The sequence below is a fragment of the Parapedobacter indicus genome (assembly GCF_900113765.1).
GTDB classification, from domain to species: Bacteria; Bacteroidota; Bacteroidia; order Sphingobacteriales; family Sphingobacteriaceae; genus Parapedobacter; species Parapedobacter indicus.
Map to the genome: position 1 here is coordinate 140,494 of NZ_FOQO01000011.1, position 15,161 is coordinate 155,654.

Sequence of the window (15,161 nt, forward strand, 5' to 3'; positions counted from 1 at the left end):
CTTGATTAAGCCTTACAGGGCATTTCAGAACGAACGATCCATTCGATACCCGCCTCGTTTATATTTTAACAGGCGCGATATCGGTAGTTCCCAGGGCCAATCGATGTAATACTGCTTTTGCACCACTTTTTCGAATAAACGGTCTGGTTCCTGATACCACGCTCCGATATAACTGTGTGCAAATATCTCTATTAAATCCATTTCATCATTGGTGAGCGGGACTTTGCCCCCATAACCCGTGAACATGAAATAGATTTCCTTGAACCTAGGCTCTGGAATGAAATACAGAATCGCGCCCAATTCGCCGTCTGGATTTTGCTGGCATAACTCCTCTGCCCGTTCTAAGGTGATTGCACGATCAAACATCCAGATCAATTCCCTGAAGTTGTTCTTAAGAAATTTTTGATCGACAGGCATTGCTTCGGCACTACCATCGTTCCGGGGCGTGCCATACAACCGGTTCTCTTCCCTGCCCACCACCATGAAATCAACCGAGTCAGAGACGTAGAAAATACGGAACCCCGGTGGAACGCGGCGGTCAATTGAATCGGGTTGCTGTGCAACCGCTGTTGCTACACCAAAAAAGATCAACAATAATGTTCTCATATAACAAATCAGTTAGACACACATTCACTGAATGTCAGGACGCGCTTAATCAGGAATGGAGATAAACCGGCAACGTGATCTTCATATATAAATACGTTTTCCTTACCTGCAAGTGGGGCGTCGTGTTTGTTCCTGAATTTGGCAAAGAAAGTAGCATACTCAGTGTTGTTCTGAACATCCATATTATTAAAAAACACCGTAGCGCCGTTGAAATTATCTTCTATCATTCTATTGAGAAATTTTCGGCAGGTTTGTTGGGGGCATCGTGAAAATCCGTTATACTTTCTCTTGCTCAAGGATGATGGTCATATACTCACGAAGTATTGGGACTTCCGAGATTACGGTATCCCAAACGATATCGTAGTCAATCCCAAAATAATGATGAATAATACGATTTCTTAAATCGTTCATTTCTCGCCAAGGAACGAAAGGGTATTTTGATTTGAAATTCGGATGTATTTTACTGCTCGCTTCGCCAATAATTTCTAAACTTCGGCAAATCGCTTTTGAAAGGCGTTGGTCCACTAAGAAATCGTCATAGCCATTTTGGGACGATTCTTTCAGAAGGTAATCGCATTCCGCTAAAATATGCCGGATAAACTCAATTGCCGAGAGATGCATAAGCAACGGTATCCAAGATGTGGGGGCCGATATAAGGACTAAGCGATTGTTTCGTGATCAAGTCGACTTTTGTGCCTAATAAATCTTCAAGGTAATAATTTAAAGCCAAAAAATTGCGGAGCGTCTTATGCTCCTTTTCGATATCCACCAATAAATCGACATCACTATCTCGGTGTGAATCACCCCTTGCATAGCTCCCGAACAATCCGATTTCTTTCACACCATAGCGCCTAAGCTCTTGTTTTTTTTCGGCAAGAGCATTAAGAATGGATTCTTTGTTTTTAACAGATGGCGCCATTTTCTTGTGAGTATTATCCACAAAGATACCAATAATTTACAACTTCAGCGCTCCTACGAAATCAACGTAAAATCAATCTGCCGTTTGGCCAAATCTACTTTCTTTACCCGTATTTGTACCTCGTCGCCGAGCTGATACCGCTTTTTCTTCCGTTGGCCGATGATGGCATAATTCTTCTCGTCCAGCGCATAGAAATCGTCCGTAATATCACGCAACCGGACCATGCCCTCGCATTTGTTTTCTTCAATCTCGACATACATGCCCCATTCCGTTACACCGGATACAATGCCCAGATACGTTTCGCCCACCTGATCCTGTAAAAATTCAGCTTGCTTGTATTTCACGGACGCGCGTTCGGCATCCGCTGCTTTCTTCTCCATCTGGGAGGAATGTTCGCAGAGTTTTTCGTAAGCTTCGGCATTGACTGATTTGCCGCCTTCGAGGTAATGTTCTAATAAGCGGTGTACCATCACATCCGGGTACCGTCGGATGGGAGAGGTGAAGTGGGTATAGTAGTCGAACGCCAGTCCATAATGGCTGGTTTTCTTGGTGGTGTAAATGGCCTTGGCCATCGAACGGATGGCGAGCGTCGTCAGCACATTCTGCTCTTTGGTGCCTTCCACCCGGTCCATCAGGGCATTGAGCGAACGGGTGGTTTCGCGGTCCGATTTCGTATTGAGCTTATATCCAAAGCGGGCGGCAAATTGAGCAAAGGCCATGATACTTTCCTCTTTCGGTACATCGTGCACCCGGTATACGAACGTCTTTTTGTTGTTGCCCTTTCCCTGCTTGCCGATGAATTCCGCCACACGACGGTTGGCCAGCAACATGAAATCTTCAATCAACTTATGGGCGTCCTTACGCTCCTTGACGTATACCCCCAGTGGTTTGCCATTTTCATCCAAGTTGAACTTGACCTCCGTGGTTTCGAAGCTGATGGCACCGTGCTTGAATTTCCGATCGCGCAGGATGTAGGCCAACTGATTTAACGTGAGTAATTCGTGGCTGAATTCGCCTTCTTTGTTTTCGAGTATTTCCTGCGCTTCCTCGTAGCTGAACCGCCTATCGGAATGAATAATGCTTTTTCCGAACCATTCGTGGATGACATTGGCATGCTCATCCATTTCAAATACAGCGGAAAAGACAAGGCGATCTTCGTGTGGCCGCAAGGAGCAAAGGTCGTTGGATAGCCGTTCGGGAAGCATCGGAATCACACGATCCACCAGGTAAACCGAGGTTCCGCGCTCGAAAGCCTCTTTGTCCAAAGGCTGATCCGGTCGCACGAAGTGCGTCACATCTGCAATGTGTACGCCGATTTCATAGTGGCCATTGGGAAGTTGCTGGAAGGAGATCGCATCGTCAAAATCCTTGGCATCGGCTGGGTCAATGGTAAAGGTGGTGACGGGCCGGAAGTCGCGTCGTTTGTCGATTTCTTCGGGAGAAATTGTCGACTGAAACGCAGTAGCCTCCTGCTCCACCGCGTGGGGGAACTCCAGGGGAAAGCCAAAGTCGGCCAGAATGGCGTTCATCTCCGTGTCATTTTCGCCTTTCTTGCCGAGAACGTGTTTTACCCTGCCTACCGGGTTTTTACTATCTTGAGGCCATTCGGTAATGGTTACCACGACTTTTTCACCGTTTTCGGCACCGTTTAGATCAGCGAGCGGCACGAAGACATCATTCAGCATTTTCCGGTCATCGGCGATCAGGAATGCAAAGCGTGGTGATATGTTGATTGTACCGGTAAATTCAGTGCGGGCACGTTCGAGAATTTCGACGACTTCCCCTTCCTTCCGCTTGCCGCGTCGTTTTTCATAGGCGTGCACCTTTACCCGGTCGCCATGCAGCGCCTGCCGTAATTTGCGGGGGGCGATGTAAATATCGTCTTCAAATTCATCCTCGGGCACAATAAACGCTGAGCCGTCTGCTGTCATATCTACCCGGCCTACGACGAATGCTTTCAATTCTTTCAGCGCATACTTCCCTTTTTCCACTTCTTTAAATGATCCTGCGCGGGTTTCTTCCTGTAGAATATTCAGAATGGCATTTCGCGATTCGGGATCGGTTAGATTCAGCTTTGCGGCCACCTGTTTGTAATTCAGGGGCTTATTTCCCGATTTTTCGATCACATCAGCGATCAACTGCGTGAGTATATGTTTAAATGCTTGGTTTTTTTTGTTTGACATGGTTTGAGTATTGAGATTAGTTATCGGCTGTCAGCTATCGGCTACTAGATAGTCTGTTGCATATGTTTTGTAATTGTTTTATGTTGTTTATTTTATCTTGAGTAATTCAATTGTAATTACTGACTGTTAACTACCATCTATTCAGCGAAGCTAATCGCCTCTGGTTCGATCAATGGTTCACCGCGCAACCTTCGCAATATTTGTGCCGTGGTGATAATGTCCTTTTCACAATAGACGCGGATCCGGTCCAAATTGTTTTCGGCGTGGTATACCCGGTACACATCCTCGCCGCTGATATCGTCTTTGGGTGTTGGGATATCCAGCACCGCCGCCATGAGGTTGAGCGAGGTATAGCTGCGGAAATCACCGAATCGCCACAGCTCCATGGTGTCCAGGTAATTAGTTTCCCAAGGCTTTTTGCCGGAGATATCCAGTTGGGCCGGAATGGATAAGCCGTTGATGAGCATCCGTCTGCATATAAAGGGAAAATCAAAGTTCCGGCCATTATGCGCACAGAGGATAAGATTCGGGGGCTGTGCCTGCAATACAGCTGCAAAAGCGGTTAGCAGTTCTTTTTCGTCGCTGTGTGCGAAGGATTTGATACGGAAGCCGGTCTGGCCTCCCCGGTAGTGAAATACCCCGGCCGATAGACAGATAATTTTCCCAAATTCGGCATGTAATCCGGCATTTGGATATACATCGGCGGCGCTTTCTTCTTCTTTTAGTGTATTGCGTACTTTGTGTGTCCATAATTGCTGGAAGTGATCGGGCAATTCGGCGTAAGCGGCTTTCTGGGATACCGTTTCGATATCCAATACCAATATTTGTTGCAAATCGATCGTTTCTAACATGGCTATTTTTGTAAAATTTCAAAACGCTGGCTGATCCGTATGCCCTGATCGTCTACTAAGGTGATGCGATGATTTCCGGTGGGTATATCGAGTGCCAGCTGGTGGAAGGTTTGTGTTTCGCCCACGAATGTGTCATCGAGGTGCCAGTATATCCGGGTGCCTCCTTTGCGGTGAGCAGCATTGAAGATAACCTGTCCGCGCTGTCCGCCGATTTCCAGCGGTATATAGATTTTTGCATTATCTTTTGGGTAGATCATTTCCATGACGCGACCCTCACTGCTTGGATAACAGCCAGCGGCGAAAGGTGGCAGTTCCCGGTAGTTGCTATGACGGGGTTTGTAATAATATTCCATGGCGGGCGGTAGTACAAACCATTTGGCCAACACCATCCGATCGGGAGCGGTGCAGTCTGCCGTTACCTGTAAGGTGCCCTCAAGATTTGTGTGTATGGTTTGGTGGTAGGGGCATGCAGCTGTCCGGTGGCCCGGCACGGGAATATACACCGTGTCGGCGTGCAGGCAATCCGGCCCGGCCAAGTAGCCGCTTTCAGGGCATACGGCCGTCTGCACCATCCGGTCAAGAGGTGCTGTAAACCACCCCGAAGATGGTAGCAGGTCGAATATGTCAAACAAAATAGGGGCTGCAGTTTGGATGCCGGTAAGCCCCGGTCGGCCTTCACCGTCGGCATTCCCTACCCATACGCAGACCACATGGGTGGGAGTGAGCCCCACTGCCCAGCCATCGCGGAAGCCAAAGCTGGTACCGGTTTTCCAGGCAACTTTCTTGGACGATGCAAACTGTTCCCACAAGGCTTCCTCTCCGGGGCGCATCACCTCATTCATGGCCTGAAATGTAAAATAAAGTGAAGCATGGTCGATGACGGAAGCCCGCTCTGGGGCTTTTTTAGGCGTTTGGACGTCGTTTTCCAGGTACGACGGTGCATGATAGTCTTCGGCGTTATAATTTGCATTGTATCGCCCGTAATGATTTAGCGTACGCGCCATACTGGCGTACGTGCCGGCCAGCTCCCACGGGGTGACTTCACAGCCCCCGAGGATCATCGAAAGACCATAGAAATCCGCAGGTTTATTGAGTGTGTGGATACCGACGCGCTTCAGATAGGGGTGAAAGCGCTGATATTTGTATTGCTGCAGCATTTTTACGGCAGGTATATTGAGCGAACGGCTCAATGCTCGGGAGGCCGGAATGGCACCGTCGTATCCAAGATCATAGTTTTGAGGCATGTAACCTCCGATTTGCGTCGGAATATCAGGAATGAGTGTATGAGGTAGCATCAATCCGTCGGTAAGCATGGCTGCATAGAGCAGGGGCTTCAATGTGCTACCAGGGCTCCGCAATGAAGTGATCATGTCTACCTGATTTTCCGATTCATCGGATCTGGGTGTATGTACGTTGCCTACGTAGGCAAGCGCATGGCCTGTTTCCACATCCAATACAAGTGCGGCAGCGTTGTGGATACCGTTGGCACTGAGGTTGCGATGGTAGCGGTCGATAATATCAGATACCTGCTGCTGCAATTGGATGTTAAGCGACGTACGTACGCGTGTCTGAGCAATTCCCAACTGTTCGTATTCTTTTTTGAAACGTTCCAGGAGATGCGGGGCCAGTCGTGGAAGCGGATGAGGTTTATTTGGTAGCGGTTCCAGTTTGGCAAGTTCAGCGGTGCCGGAGTCGATGGTGCCCTTGGAGGCTAATTTGTCCAATAAGGCATTCCGTTTAGCGAGTAATAGCGTTCGGTTACGACCGGGGTGAATGAGGCTTGGCGCATTGGGTAGTACGGCAAGCATGGCTGTCTCTGCCCATGAAAGCCGTTCGGAGGGGCGGCCGAAATAACGCCAAGCGGCGGCGTCCAGTCCCACCACGTTACTGCCGAAGGGAGCATTTGCACTGTACAACCGCAGAATAGCAGCTTTGCTGTAGCCTGCTTCCAGTCGGAGTGCCAAAAATGCTTCAATGAATTTTTGCCAGACGGTGCGGGGCTTATTACGGCTCATCCGAATCACCTGCATGTTGAGTGTACTGCCACCGCTGATTACCCGTTTTCCTGAAATATTTTGGAAAACAGCCCGCATCATCGCAATGGGATCTACACCAGGATGCAGGTAGAACCGCTTGTCTTCGAAAGCCACGATGCACTTAGCGAATTTTTCAGGAACCACATCCCTGGCGGGAAATCGCCATTGCCCATCTGTGGCGATCGACGCACCCAGTAGGTTTCCCATCTTGTCTTCGATCACATAAGATGTGGGGGAGAGAAAGAGATGCTTGGGAAGCGCGATGTAAAAAAGCAATCCTAAAACGGCTATGGAACCTATGGCAATTTTGCCTTTCGGGGTTTTACAAAAAGCGATGAAATACCTAAAATGTATCTTAATCCAAGCCATTACTTCGCTAAGGTACAAAAATAATAGCACCAATTCAGGGAGCGACGCTGGTGTTTGTTTGCTAAAATTAATGTAGAACTAAAGAATAATATGGTTTAATTTTTATGTTGATTAATAAGTTTTTATAGTGTTATTTGCTATATTTTTAGCTATATATTTTGAATGTTTTTAGCAAAAAGATCTTACGTGTATCTTTTCAATGTTCATTTAGTTTTCGATCAATTTGAAGGATATTTGCTAAATAATAGCAGGTGAACTTTATACTTAGTTAATACTATAAAAACCCTGATTTATAATTTTTTATAATTAAATAACTAAAATTTTAACTGAAATTATATTTTTTGTTTAGCAAGAGGTTGAACTATTTGTGAGCCTTGCATTCGGCACAAAGGCCTACGGCATTGATGCCGACGGACTGGAGTTGGTACCCTTCGGGTAGGTTGATTTTGGGTAGCTTAATGTCATCTAGGCAGTAGATGTTGTTGCATGATGAGCAGATGAAGTGTACGTGCTCATCGTGGTGATGGTGCTCATCGCATGCTGTTGAACACAGCGCATACGTAGCGGTGCCGTGAAGGTCAAATATTTTATGGAGAATACCCTTTTCTTCAAAGGTAGCCAATACCCGATAAAGCGTTACACGGTCCACAGCGTCACCCAGCATCCGCTCAAGCTCCGGTTGGGAGATGGCGGTCTCTTTTTCAGAAATGATTTTTAATACGCCGAGTCTTGGCTGCGTAACCTTTAATTTATTCTGGCGGAGCAGGCGGACAAATTTTTCGTCGGCTGTAACCTGATCTTTTTCAGTTGCTGTCCCCATAATGCATGCAATTGATATGCCCACGGTCGAAACCGTGGGCTTGGGGGTGAAATTATTTTCCTGCTGCTTTGGCATGATCCGCCAGGAACTGGGCGAGGCCATTGTCCGTAAGCGGGTGCTTAAGCAAACCTAATATGGCAGACAGGGGGCCGGTCATCACATCGGCTCCGATTTTTGCGCATTCTACGATATGCATTACGTGGCGGATGGAGGCAGCTAATATTTGTGTTTCGTATCCATAGTTGTCATAAATCAACCGGATGTCTTCAATCAAGGACAATCCGTCGGTTGAGATGTCATCCAAGCGGCCCAAAAAAGGAGATACATACGTAGCACCTGCCTTGGCCGCCAGCAATGCTTGTCCGGACGAGAATACCAGCGTACAATTGGTCTTAATACCTTTACTGCTGAAATATTTGATCGCTTTCACGCCTTCTTTGATCATGGGCACCTTTACCACGATCTTATCGTTGAGTTTTGCTAGTGCTTCACCTTCTTTAACAATATTGTCGAAGTCAGTGGCGATCACTTCTGCACTTACGTCGCCCTCCACAATGTCGCAGATGGCTTTGTAATGATTGATGATGTTGTCTTGTCCCGTAATTCCTTCTTTGGCCATCAGGCTTGGATTGGTGGTTACACCATCCAGTACGCCAAGATCCTGGGCTTCTTTGATCTGTTGAAGGTTGGCAGTATCAATGAAAAATTTCATATGTTAAATTAAATATAAAGTTATTGAACAATCTGTTCAGTTACAAGCGGTAAAATTACGCATAATTGTCTGAATTACCGAAAAAGTTTTCGCAGACTGTGGTATGGATTTTGTGTCAAAATGGCTAGCCCGGCACCCATCAATCGCCAAGCATGTATATCTTACGAGCATTCAGACATCGCAACTACAGACTACACTTTACCGGACAGGCCATTTCGTTGATGGGTACGTGGATGCAACGTATCGCGGTAAGCTGGTTGGTATATCGGCTCACGGAATCGGCCTTTATTCTTGGCTTTATCTCGTTCCTGTCACTGGTTCCTTCATTGGTACTGTCGCCATTCATCGGAAGCTTCATAGACCGCCAAAACAAGTACCGGATATTGCTCATTACACAGAGTGGGCTGATGTTCCAAGCCGGTGCGCTGGCCCTACTGGTATTTTTGGGAAACTACAGCGTCTTTTGGATCGGCGTGCTCAGTTTGTTGCAAGGGATCATCAATACGTTCGACGTAACGGCCAGGCAGTCGCTGATGGTGGAACTGGTGCCGGACCGGGCAGACCTGCCCAATGCGATTGCGCTTAATTCCTCGGCCTTCAATGCGGCACGGATGGTAGGGCCAGCAGTCGGTGGCATCCTGCTGAGTACGTATGGAGAAGCCGTGTGCTTTACTGCCAACTTCGTAAGCTTCATCGCTGTATTGGGTACGCTGCTCGCGATGAAATTATCGCTTTCGCCACCTGCGGTCAAGCAGGAAAGTGCGTGGCAGGGATTAAAAGAAGGCTTTAGTTACCTGCGTCATTCTCCTCATCTTTCGTCACTTGTCTTGTTGCTCGGTGCTTCGAGTTTATTAGTGATTCCCTACACGACGCTGCTTCCTGTGATCGCACGCGAAATGTTCAGCGGCGACGCCACCACGTTCAGTTGGTTTGAGAGTGCAGCAGGATTGGGCGCAATGACGGGTGCTATCTACATGGCACTTACGAAAGCGGGTACTAACCTGCGTTTTCGCGTCATGAAAGCCGCCGGATTATTTGCATTCGGGATTCTGATGCTTTCCTTTGCTTCGTGGTTGCCTGTTGCTTTATTGTGTACTGTGCTGGCATCCATGGGAATGATGGTTCAGAACTCAAGTATCAATACTTATATACAAACGCATGCCATGCCTGCTTATCGCGCTCGTGCAATCAGTTATTACATCATGGCCTTCCAAGGTGTCTTTCCGCTCGGAAGTCTGCTGATCGGGGCACTCGCCAATGCATGGGGCATACACTACACGTTGGTGTTCCAAGGGGTGGCAGGTGCATTGATTGCGCTTGGTTTCGTGGGATATATCCGTATCCATATCCTGAAACGGTAACGATAGCTAGGTGCCTTGGAAAGAAGGTAACCGTAATTCCATCCTGATATCGGCACGTTGATATTCGGAGGATTCAACGGGTACATCCTTGAAACCCATAGACCGGTATAGCCTCAACGCTGGTGCTAACTGATGGTTCGAATAGAGAATCAATTGCTTTGCTCCTAGTTCGATAGCTGCTTGGATGGCAGCGGCACAAAGCATTTTTCCGATACCCCTGCCACGGTAGGATTCTTCTAAGCCCATCTTGGCTAATTCAAATACAGCATCGGAAATACGTATGAGTGCTGCAGTGCCAACGATTTTTTCGCTCATCTGCGCCAGGAAAATTTTCCCACCTGTTTTTAAGATCGCTTCCTCGGGATTTGTGTGGACATATATATCCATGGGTTCCAACTGGAAATACTGGGTTACCCATGCGGTATTTATCCGTTCGAAATCTGCGCGAAATCTAGGTTCATAGGGAATAATCAATGGTTTGTCTCTGTTCATATCTTTGCTTTTTGGCGATAACTTTTATTGATGAAAAATACACCACCTAAGGTGACGATCAATGCCAACGCCGTAATTCCCGTGAGCCGCTCATGAAGAAAAAAGTAACCCAGCAGAAGCGCTATAAACGGATTGACATAGGCGTAAACGGATGCCAATCCGGGCGGCAGGTGTTTAAGAGCGTACAGAAAACAACCATATGACGCCAGAGAGCCGAAAATAATCAGGTAAGCCAATGCCCACAGGCTGTCGGAAGTAACGGTGGCCAATTGTGAATAGTCGTCTAGGAAAATACTACCCAAGAGCAATACCACACCCCCACTGGTTAACTGGAAGGCGACATTTACCAAGGTCTTGGCGGCGGAGGGCCGATGCTTGGTATATACCGTGCCGGCAGCCCAGCAGAAGCAGGCGAAGAAAGCCGCCAATACGCCGTAGCGGTAATTGGAGTTGCCCAGGTCCGCCACGTTATCGCGGAAGATAAGACCGACACCAACACATCCCAATAACAATCCGATCACCAAGTAGACATTGATCGCTTTGCGGTCAGTGCCCGCAATGTAGCCGATAAGCACGACATAGACCGGCATGATGGAAACAATGAGCGCCGCCAGTCCGCTGGGTATATACCGTTCGGCCCACCCGACTACACCGTTGCCAAGCGCGATCATCAATGTGCCAGCAATAAACTGCCGGCCGATGTCGCGACGGCTGATGGCCAATCTCTGTCCGGACAACAACAAAAGCACCATCATCAACACACCGGCGATAACCTGTCGGACACCTGAAAACAGAAACGCGGGAACGGTCGCGACCCCGATGCGCATGGCAAAATAGGTGGTGCCCCATACAACGCAGACAACTGCTAAGGCCAAATATGCATTTATAGTTTTTCTATCCATGACGGTGTTAAAGTGATGACAAATTTCGGGCAGTGTGATGGAAGATAGCAGATACAATTTTAACTATTTATACCCGTACAGTTTGGGGAGATTTCCGCCGGGTCTCCATACTTTTGAAGGATGCTTATGTGCATAGTTAACGATCAGCTGCATCATGTACCGGTTGCTGATATAGGGGGTGAGCATTTCTTTCACTTCTTCTGGAGCACGGATATCTGCAAACTGGCTGATGTGACCCATGCCGTGCAATTTGCCGTTTTCCACCCAGATGCAACTGACCTCGGTTTCATCCCGCCCGCTATCGAAAATAGCAAACGTGGGAAGTTCATTCGCTAGGTAATCAAGCGCTTGTTGCACACGCTGGTTGTGGATGTCAGGTGTGTCGACCATCGGCTTTTCTATCAATTGTTTGGGACCACCAAAGGTACAATACTGTGGATGTAGATTAAATTGTTCAATTAATCGGAGAAGTAAGTTTACGGCATCTAATTGGTTGTGAAACAAATGTGTATGTTGGTGATTTCTGCTATGCTTCCCGATGGCGAGCCGGAGATACCCTGCGTGGTCTTCATAGGTGTACAGCGCATATTTGGGCTCAAATCGTTTCAACGAGCGGTTGTATGCGGGCCAATGCCGTTTGATTTCTGCCGCTTCCAACAGAAGCGCCATAAGTTCAGTGCCACAGCGTTCATAAGTGACGGAGTGAATGTGACGGAGAAAGTGTTGCCGCTGGGGGTTGGGGTTATGCCCGGAGAAGTGCTGGGCAACACGGCCGCGTATGTTATTTGCTTTCCCTACGTAAATGATTTTTCCGCCCAAGTCCCGGAAATAATATACTCCGGTATTTTCAGGTAGGGCGTCGAATTGATCTTTGGGTAAATTGGGGGGCAACTGTTGGTGTTTCGATTTCTTTTTCAGCATTTCCGCCAGGCTGCCATTGGTATCCCATTCCATCAACTTGCCAAAGAGAATGGCGGTGGCTTCCGCGTCGCCGCCTGCACGGTGCCGGTTGCTGATGGGGATTCCGAGTGCGTCGCACAACCTTCCGAGGCTGTAGGAGAGCAATCCCGGTCGGATCTTCCGGCTCAGCCGGACGGTACACAGTTTCGGTGAGGTAAGTGAGAACCCCGCCAGCTCCAGGTGGTATTTCAGGAAAGAATAGTCGAAATTCACATTATGGGCTACAAACACACATTCGTCCAGCAGGTCGAAAATACGGGGCGCCAGTTCGCTGAACGTAGGGCTGTGTGCCACCATGTCTGGCGTAATGCCCGTCATGGCTTGGATGTAAAGGGGAATGGAGCACTGTGGATTGACCAGCGACTCGAAACGTTCAACTACCTTTTTCCCGTCGTGAATCCGTATGGCTACTTCGGTAATACTACTGCCAGCGGCATAGCCGCCCGTGGTTTCAATATCCACAATAGCATATAAGGTGATTTCGGAATGCTGCCCCATAGGGCAAATATACTAAAATAGTTAGTCTATTAAGGAATTGAAATTATTTTTTGAGGAGGCTCCTTACTTGCCATTAAATCGCTGCCAGACCGCTGCGTGTGGCTTAGCCGTCTTCCTGCGGTGAGCGGGCGGTCTGCTGCCTGTTTTTCGCACCCCTCCCGCAAGGAGACCGCAGTTTAAGCGCCAACCACCCCCTCTGAGATGCGGAGCCTTTTAGCCACAGACAGGCGTGTCTAGTAAATATTACATCGTATCCGTAGGTGCGGACGCGCTGACAGATGGCTCAGCGGGAGGCTCGGTAGTAACTTCCGCAACCCGCTTTTTGCTACGTGGCGCAATCATGAAATAAAGACAGGAAAGCGACCACGAGCCCCAGAAAAGATAGCCTCCGCTATGAAAACTTTCCTTCATCAACCGGTGGGAGGTGGTGGTAAAATCCAGGTAAGTGAAGTAGGCGCCAATAAGCCCAAAAAGTAGCATCAGCAGGATGGTTGCCAACGCGAGGCGCTGTCCAAGGAGCCGCTTGACGAGCCATAGCACAAAAATTAGTATGAGCTGCAGCGCAAACAGCAAGACGGCTGTTTTCCACCAAATTCTGAAGATACCATACTCACTATACAATACACGAATACCCACTTTTCCAACGAACGACATTTGGGATACCAATATGCCGGAAATTGTAGAAAGTAACGCCTGTAGGGCAATGAGGGTGCCTAAGCCTTTCATCTTGTGCTATTTGATGACTTCCCAACCGGCGTCGCCATTAAATCGTAGCGAATAGGTTTTTTTAGTGAATGAAGCGTTGTTATCCGGATCCTTTTTGGCGAAATCCGCAAAATCAGTCTCGGCTTTCCGAAGGGTTACGGTTGCTTTTACGCGGCTTTTACCGGTTTGTTCCACGAGCACGCCGCCCTCCTCATCGAGCGTGTATTCAAATGTCTTCACAGTTGCCTTTTTGTCCGTTTTTTCCAATACAAAGGGGATGGACTTATCGGTTAGCTTGACGAGGTAGACGAATGTACTGTCTTTCGAAAGGAACCTTTTGCGCTCTTTCAGTCGTTCCAAGGTGACGTAACCACCCTTTTCCAATCGCTCGTAGGCAACGAGGAGATCGCTGTCCGAACGCTGGCTGAATTTTAGTTCCCCATAGTCCATTTCGGCGGTCTCATAGACCGGATTAGCTTCGATGTAATGCGCTATCTCGCCCAGTGCAATACGGTCGCTGATCGATTTTTCATGGCCACAGGCTCCCCAAAGGAAAGCAATAAAGAGCAGGGGGGTGTATCGATAGTAAAAGGGTACCATAAATGAACGTTTTGTCAAAGATAGGTGTTTGCAAAAGTTGTTCCAATACCTCACTCTCGGTAATAAATGGATCTTTCCTAGCACAATCATTGTGCTAGGAATACAAGTATAGGAGATCAAAGTCTTACCGGATCATAGTAACTCAGGTACCAATCAATAAAGTTTTTTACCCCTGTATCCACAGAGGTTTGAACCCGGTAATCGAAGTCTGTTTTCAATTTGTCGACATTGGCCCAGGTCTTTTCCACATCGCCAGCCTGCATGGGCAGGTATTCCTTAATAGCTTTCTTGCCGGTGTGCTTTTCGATGGATTCGATGAAATCCAACAGCCTGACCGGCTTGCTGTTGCCCACATTATAGAGGTTATATTTGGATGGACGTCCCTCTGGTTCGAAGGCGACGATGTGCTTGATGCTGTCGACTACATCGTCTACGTAGGTAAAGTCACGGTATAAGTTACCGTGATTAAAAACCTGGATGGGTTTGCCTTTTAGGATAGCATCTGTAAACAGGAACATCGCCATATCGGGCCTGCCCCAGGGGCCATAAACTGTAAAAAAACGCAACCCGGTTGTTTTCAGTCCATAAAGGTGACTGTACGTGTGGGCCATCAGTTCGTTGCTGCGCTTGGTAGCCGCGTAGAGGCTCACTGGATGATCTACACGGTCGTCTTCCGAAAAAGGAATCTTATCGTTCGTTCCGTAGATGGAAGAGCTGGACGCATAGACCAGGTGGTTAATGCGATAGTGCCGGCAACATTCCAGCACGTTGGCAAACCCTACAAGATTGGATTGTATATAGGCGGGTGGGTTTTCCAAGGAATACCGTACTCCGACCTGAGCGGCTAAATGCACCACCAGTTCGAACGCTTCGCTGCGGAAAAGTGAATCTAGCTTGTCGGCATGGGTGATATCCAATTGCTGAAAAGAATAGTTTGGATGGGTTTTGCTGGGTACCGGTTTGCTTTCCTGTGTTTGCTGTCTTTCGATGCCACAAACCGCCAACCGCGCATATTTCAGGTCGACATCGTAGTAGTTGTTAAGGCTGTCAAGGCCGACAACCGTGTGTCCTTCCGCCAGGAGCATCTGCACGGCATGAAAGCCGATAAAGCCTGCTGCTCCCGTTACCAATATCTTCATCCGGATTT

Annotated in this window: 16 protein-coding genes; 1 reads left to right on the plus strand and 15 read right to left on the minus strand. The window is 48.0% G+C overall.

Annotation, left to right across the window (positions count from 1 at the left end):
* Positions 1 to 24: 24 nt before the first annotated feature.
* From BMZ56_RS20720 to fsa, 9 genes are all read right to left on the minus strand, one after another.
* Positions 25 to 606 carry a hypothetical protein gene (locus tag BMZ56_RS20720; RefSeq protein ID WP_090630243.1) on the minus strand — a complete coding sequence of 194 codons (582 nt, stop codon included), beginning with the start codon at positions 604 to 606 and terminating at the stop codon, positions 25 to 27.
* Between the two features lie 8 nt (positions 607 to 614).
* A complete protein-coding gene (locus BMZ56_RS20725) occupies positions 615 to 833 on the minus strand; it encodes a hypothetical protein (protein WP_090630246.1) in 219 nt (72 codons plus the stop codon).
* 49 nt (positions 834 to 882) lie between these two features.
* Positions 883 to 1,227, minus strand: coding sequence for a HepT-like ribonuclease domain-containing protein (locus BMZ56_RS20730; RefSeq protein WP_090630249.1), 345 nt, complete (start codon positions 1,225 to 1,227; stop codon positions 883 to 885).
* On the minus strand, positions 1,208 to 1,525 hold the full coding sequence (locus tag BMZ56_RS20735; protein ID WP_090630250.1) for a nucleotidyltransferase family protein: 318 nt from the start codon (positions 1,523 to 1,525) through the stop codon (positions 1,208 to 1,210). Before BMZ56_RS20735 ends, BMZ56_RS20730 begins: the two co-directional genes overlap by 20 nt.
* 53 nt (positions 1,526 to 1,578) lie before the next feature.
* Positions 1,579 to 3,708, minus strand: a complete 2,130-nt coding sequence (gene rnr, locus BMZ56_RS20740) for a ribonuclease R (RefSeq protein ID WP_090630253.1) — start codon at positions 3,706 to 3,708, stop codon at positions 1,579 to 1,581.
* Between the two features lie 137 nt (positions 3,709 to 3,845).
* The gene (locus BMZ56_RS20745) at positions 3,846 to 4,559 is read right to left on the minus strand and encodes a 3'-5' exonuclease (RefSeq protein ID WP_090630256.1); all 714 of its coding nucleotides are present in this window, start codon (positions 4,557 to 4,559) and stop codon (positions 3,846 to 3,848) included.
* 2 nt (positions 4,560 to 4,561) lie between these two features.
* Complete coding sequence (gene pbpC, locus BMZ56_RS20750; protein WP_090630258.1) at positions 4,562 to 6,964, minus strand: penicillin-binding protein 1C; 2,403 nt, start codon at positions 6,962 to 6,964, stop codon at positions 4,562 to 4,564.
* A 361-nt stretch (positions 6,965 to 7,325) separates the two neighbouring features.
* Complete coding sequence (locus BMZ56_RS20755; protein WP_256213849.1) at positions 7,326 to 7,859, minus strand: Fur family transcriptional regulator; 534 nt, start codon at positions 7,857 to 7,859, stop codon at positions 7,326 to 7,328.
* A complete protein-coding gene (gene fsa, locus BMZ56_RS20760) occupies positions 7,837 to 8,496 on the minus strand; it encodes a fructose-6-phosphate aldolase (protein WP_090630261.1) in 660 nt (219 codons plus the stop codon). The genes BMZ56_RS20755 and fsa overlap by 23 nt, the downstream gene beginning before the upstream one ends.
* A gap of 152 nt (positions 8,497 to 8,648) precedes the next feature.
* Between fsa and BMZ56_RS20765 the strand changes: the two genes are divergently transcribed.
* The gene (locus tag BMZ56_RS20765) at positions 8,649 to 9,857 is read left to right on the plus strand and encodes an MFS transporter (RefSeq protein ID WP_090630264.1); all 1,209 of its coding nucleotides are present in this window, start codon (positions 8,649 to 8,651) and stop codon (positions 9,855 to 9,857) included.
* Between the two features lie 6 nt (positions 9,858 to 9,863).
* Here BMZ56_RS20765 and BMZ56_RS20770 read toward each other — a convergent pair whose 3' ends face one another.
* The 6 genes from BMZ56_RS20770 to BMZ56_RS20795 all read right to left on the minus strand — a co-directional run bounded on the left by BMZ56_RS20770 (position 9,864) and on the right by BMZ56_RS20795 (position 15,153).
* On the minus strand, positions 9,864 to 10,349 hold the full coding sequence (locus tag BMZ56_RS20770; protein ID WP_090630266.1) for a GNAT family N-acetyltransferase: 486 nt from the start codon (positions 10,347 to 10,349) through the stop codon (positions 9,864 to 9,866).
* Entirely contained in the window at positions 10,346 to 11,251 is a 906-nt protein-coding gene (locus tag BMZ56_RS20775) for an EamA family transporter (protein ID WP_090630269.1), read from the minus strand. Before BMZ56_RS20775 ends, BMZ56_RS20770 begins: the two co-directional genes overlap by 4 nt.
* 63 nt (positions 11,252 to 11,314) lie before the next feature.
* Complete coding sequence (locus BMZ56_RS20780) at positions 11,315 to 12,709, minus strand: exonuclease domain-containing protein (protein WP_090630272.1); 1,395 nt, start codon at positions 12,707 to 12,709, stop codon at positions 11,315 to 11,317.
* Positions 12,710 to 12,952: 243 nt separating this feature from the next.
* Positions 12,953 to 13,435: a hypothetical protein gene (locus BMZ56_RS20785; protein ID WP_090630274.1), complete on the minus strand. Its 483-nt coding sequence runs from the start codon at positions 13,433 to 13,435 to the stop codon at positions 12,953 to 12,955.
* Between the two features lie 6 nt (positions 13,436 to 13,441).
* Complete coding sequence (locus BMZ56_RS20790) at positions 13,442 to 14,014, minus strand: hypothetical protein (protein WP_090630278.1); 573 nt, start codon at positions 14,012 to 14,014, stop codon at positions 13,442 to 13,444.
* Between the two features lie 116 nt (positions 14,015 to 14,130).
* The gene (locus tag BMZ56_RS20795; RefSeq protein WP_090630280.1) at positions 14,131 to 15,153 is read right to left on the minus strand and encodes an NAD-dependent epimerase/dehydratase family protein; all 1,023 of its coding nucleotides are present in this window, start codon (positions 15,151 to 15,153) and stop codon (positions 14,131 to 14,133) included.
* Between the last annotated feature and the right edge of the window lie 8 nt (positions 15,154 to 15,161).

Coding starts and splice junctions, on each gene's coding strand:
- BMZ56_RS20720 (WP_090630243.1), bottom strand. CDS start 606: ATGAGAACATTATTGTTGATCTTTTTTGGTGTAGCAACAGCGGTTGCA.
- BMZ56_RS20725 (WP_090630246.1), bottom strand. CDS start 833: ATGATAGAAGATAATTTCAACGGCGCTACGGTGTTTTTTAATAATATG.
- BMZ56_RS20730 (WP_090630249.1), bottom strand. CDS start 1,227: ATGCATCTCTCGGCAATTGAGTTTATCCGGCATATTTTAGCGGAATGC.
- BMZ56_RS20735 (WP_090630250.1), bottom strand. CDS start 1,525: ATGGCGCCATCTGTTAAAAACAAAGAATCCATTCTTAATGCTCTTGCC.
- rnr (WP_090630253.1), bottom strand. CDS start 3,708: ATGTCAAACAAAAAAAACCAAGCATTTAAACATATACTCACGCAGTTG.
- BMZ56_RS20745 (WP_090630256.1), bottom strand. CDS start 4,559: ATGTTAGAAACGATCGATTTGCAACAAATATTGGTATTGGATATCGAA.
- pbpC (WP_090630258.1), bottom strand. CDS start 6,964: ATGGCTTGGATTAAGATACATTTTAGGTATTTCATCGCTTTTTGTAAA.
- BMZ56_RS20755 (WP_256213849.1), bottom strand. CDS start 7,859: ATGCCAAAGCAGCAGGAAAATAATTTCACCCCCAAGCCCACGGTTTCG.
- fsa (WP_090630261.1), bottom strand. CDS start 8,496: ATGAAATTTTTCATTGATACTGCCAACCTTCAACAGATCAAAGAAGCC.
- BMZ56_RS20765 (WP_090630264.1), top strand. CDS start 8,649: ATGTATATCTTACGAGCATTCAGACATCGCAACTACAGACTACACTTT.
- BMZ56_RS20770 (WP_090630266.1), bottom strand. CDS start 10,349: ATGAACAGAGACAAACCATTGATTATTCCCTATGAACCTAGATTTCGC.
- BMZ56_RS20775 (WP_090630269.1), bottom strand. CDS start 11,251: ATGGATAGAAAAACTATAAATGCATATTTGGCCTTAGCAGTTGTCTGC.
- BMZ56_RS20780 (WP_090630272.1), bottom strand. CDS start 12,709: ATGGGGCAGCATTCCGAAATCACCTTATATGCTATTGTGGATATTGAA.
- BMZ56_RS20785 (WP_090630274.1), bottom strand. CDS start 13,435: ATGAAAGGCTTAGGCACCCTCATTGCCCTACAGGCGTTACTTTCTACA.
- BMZ56_RS20790 (WP_090630278.1), bottom strand. CDS start 14,014: ATGGTACCCTTTTACTATCGATACACCCCCCTGCTCTTTATTGCTTTC.
- BMZ56_RS20795 (WP_090630280.1), bottom strand. CDS start 15,153: ATGAAGATATTGGTAACGGGAGCAGCAGGCTTTATCGGCTTTCATGCC.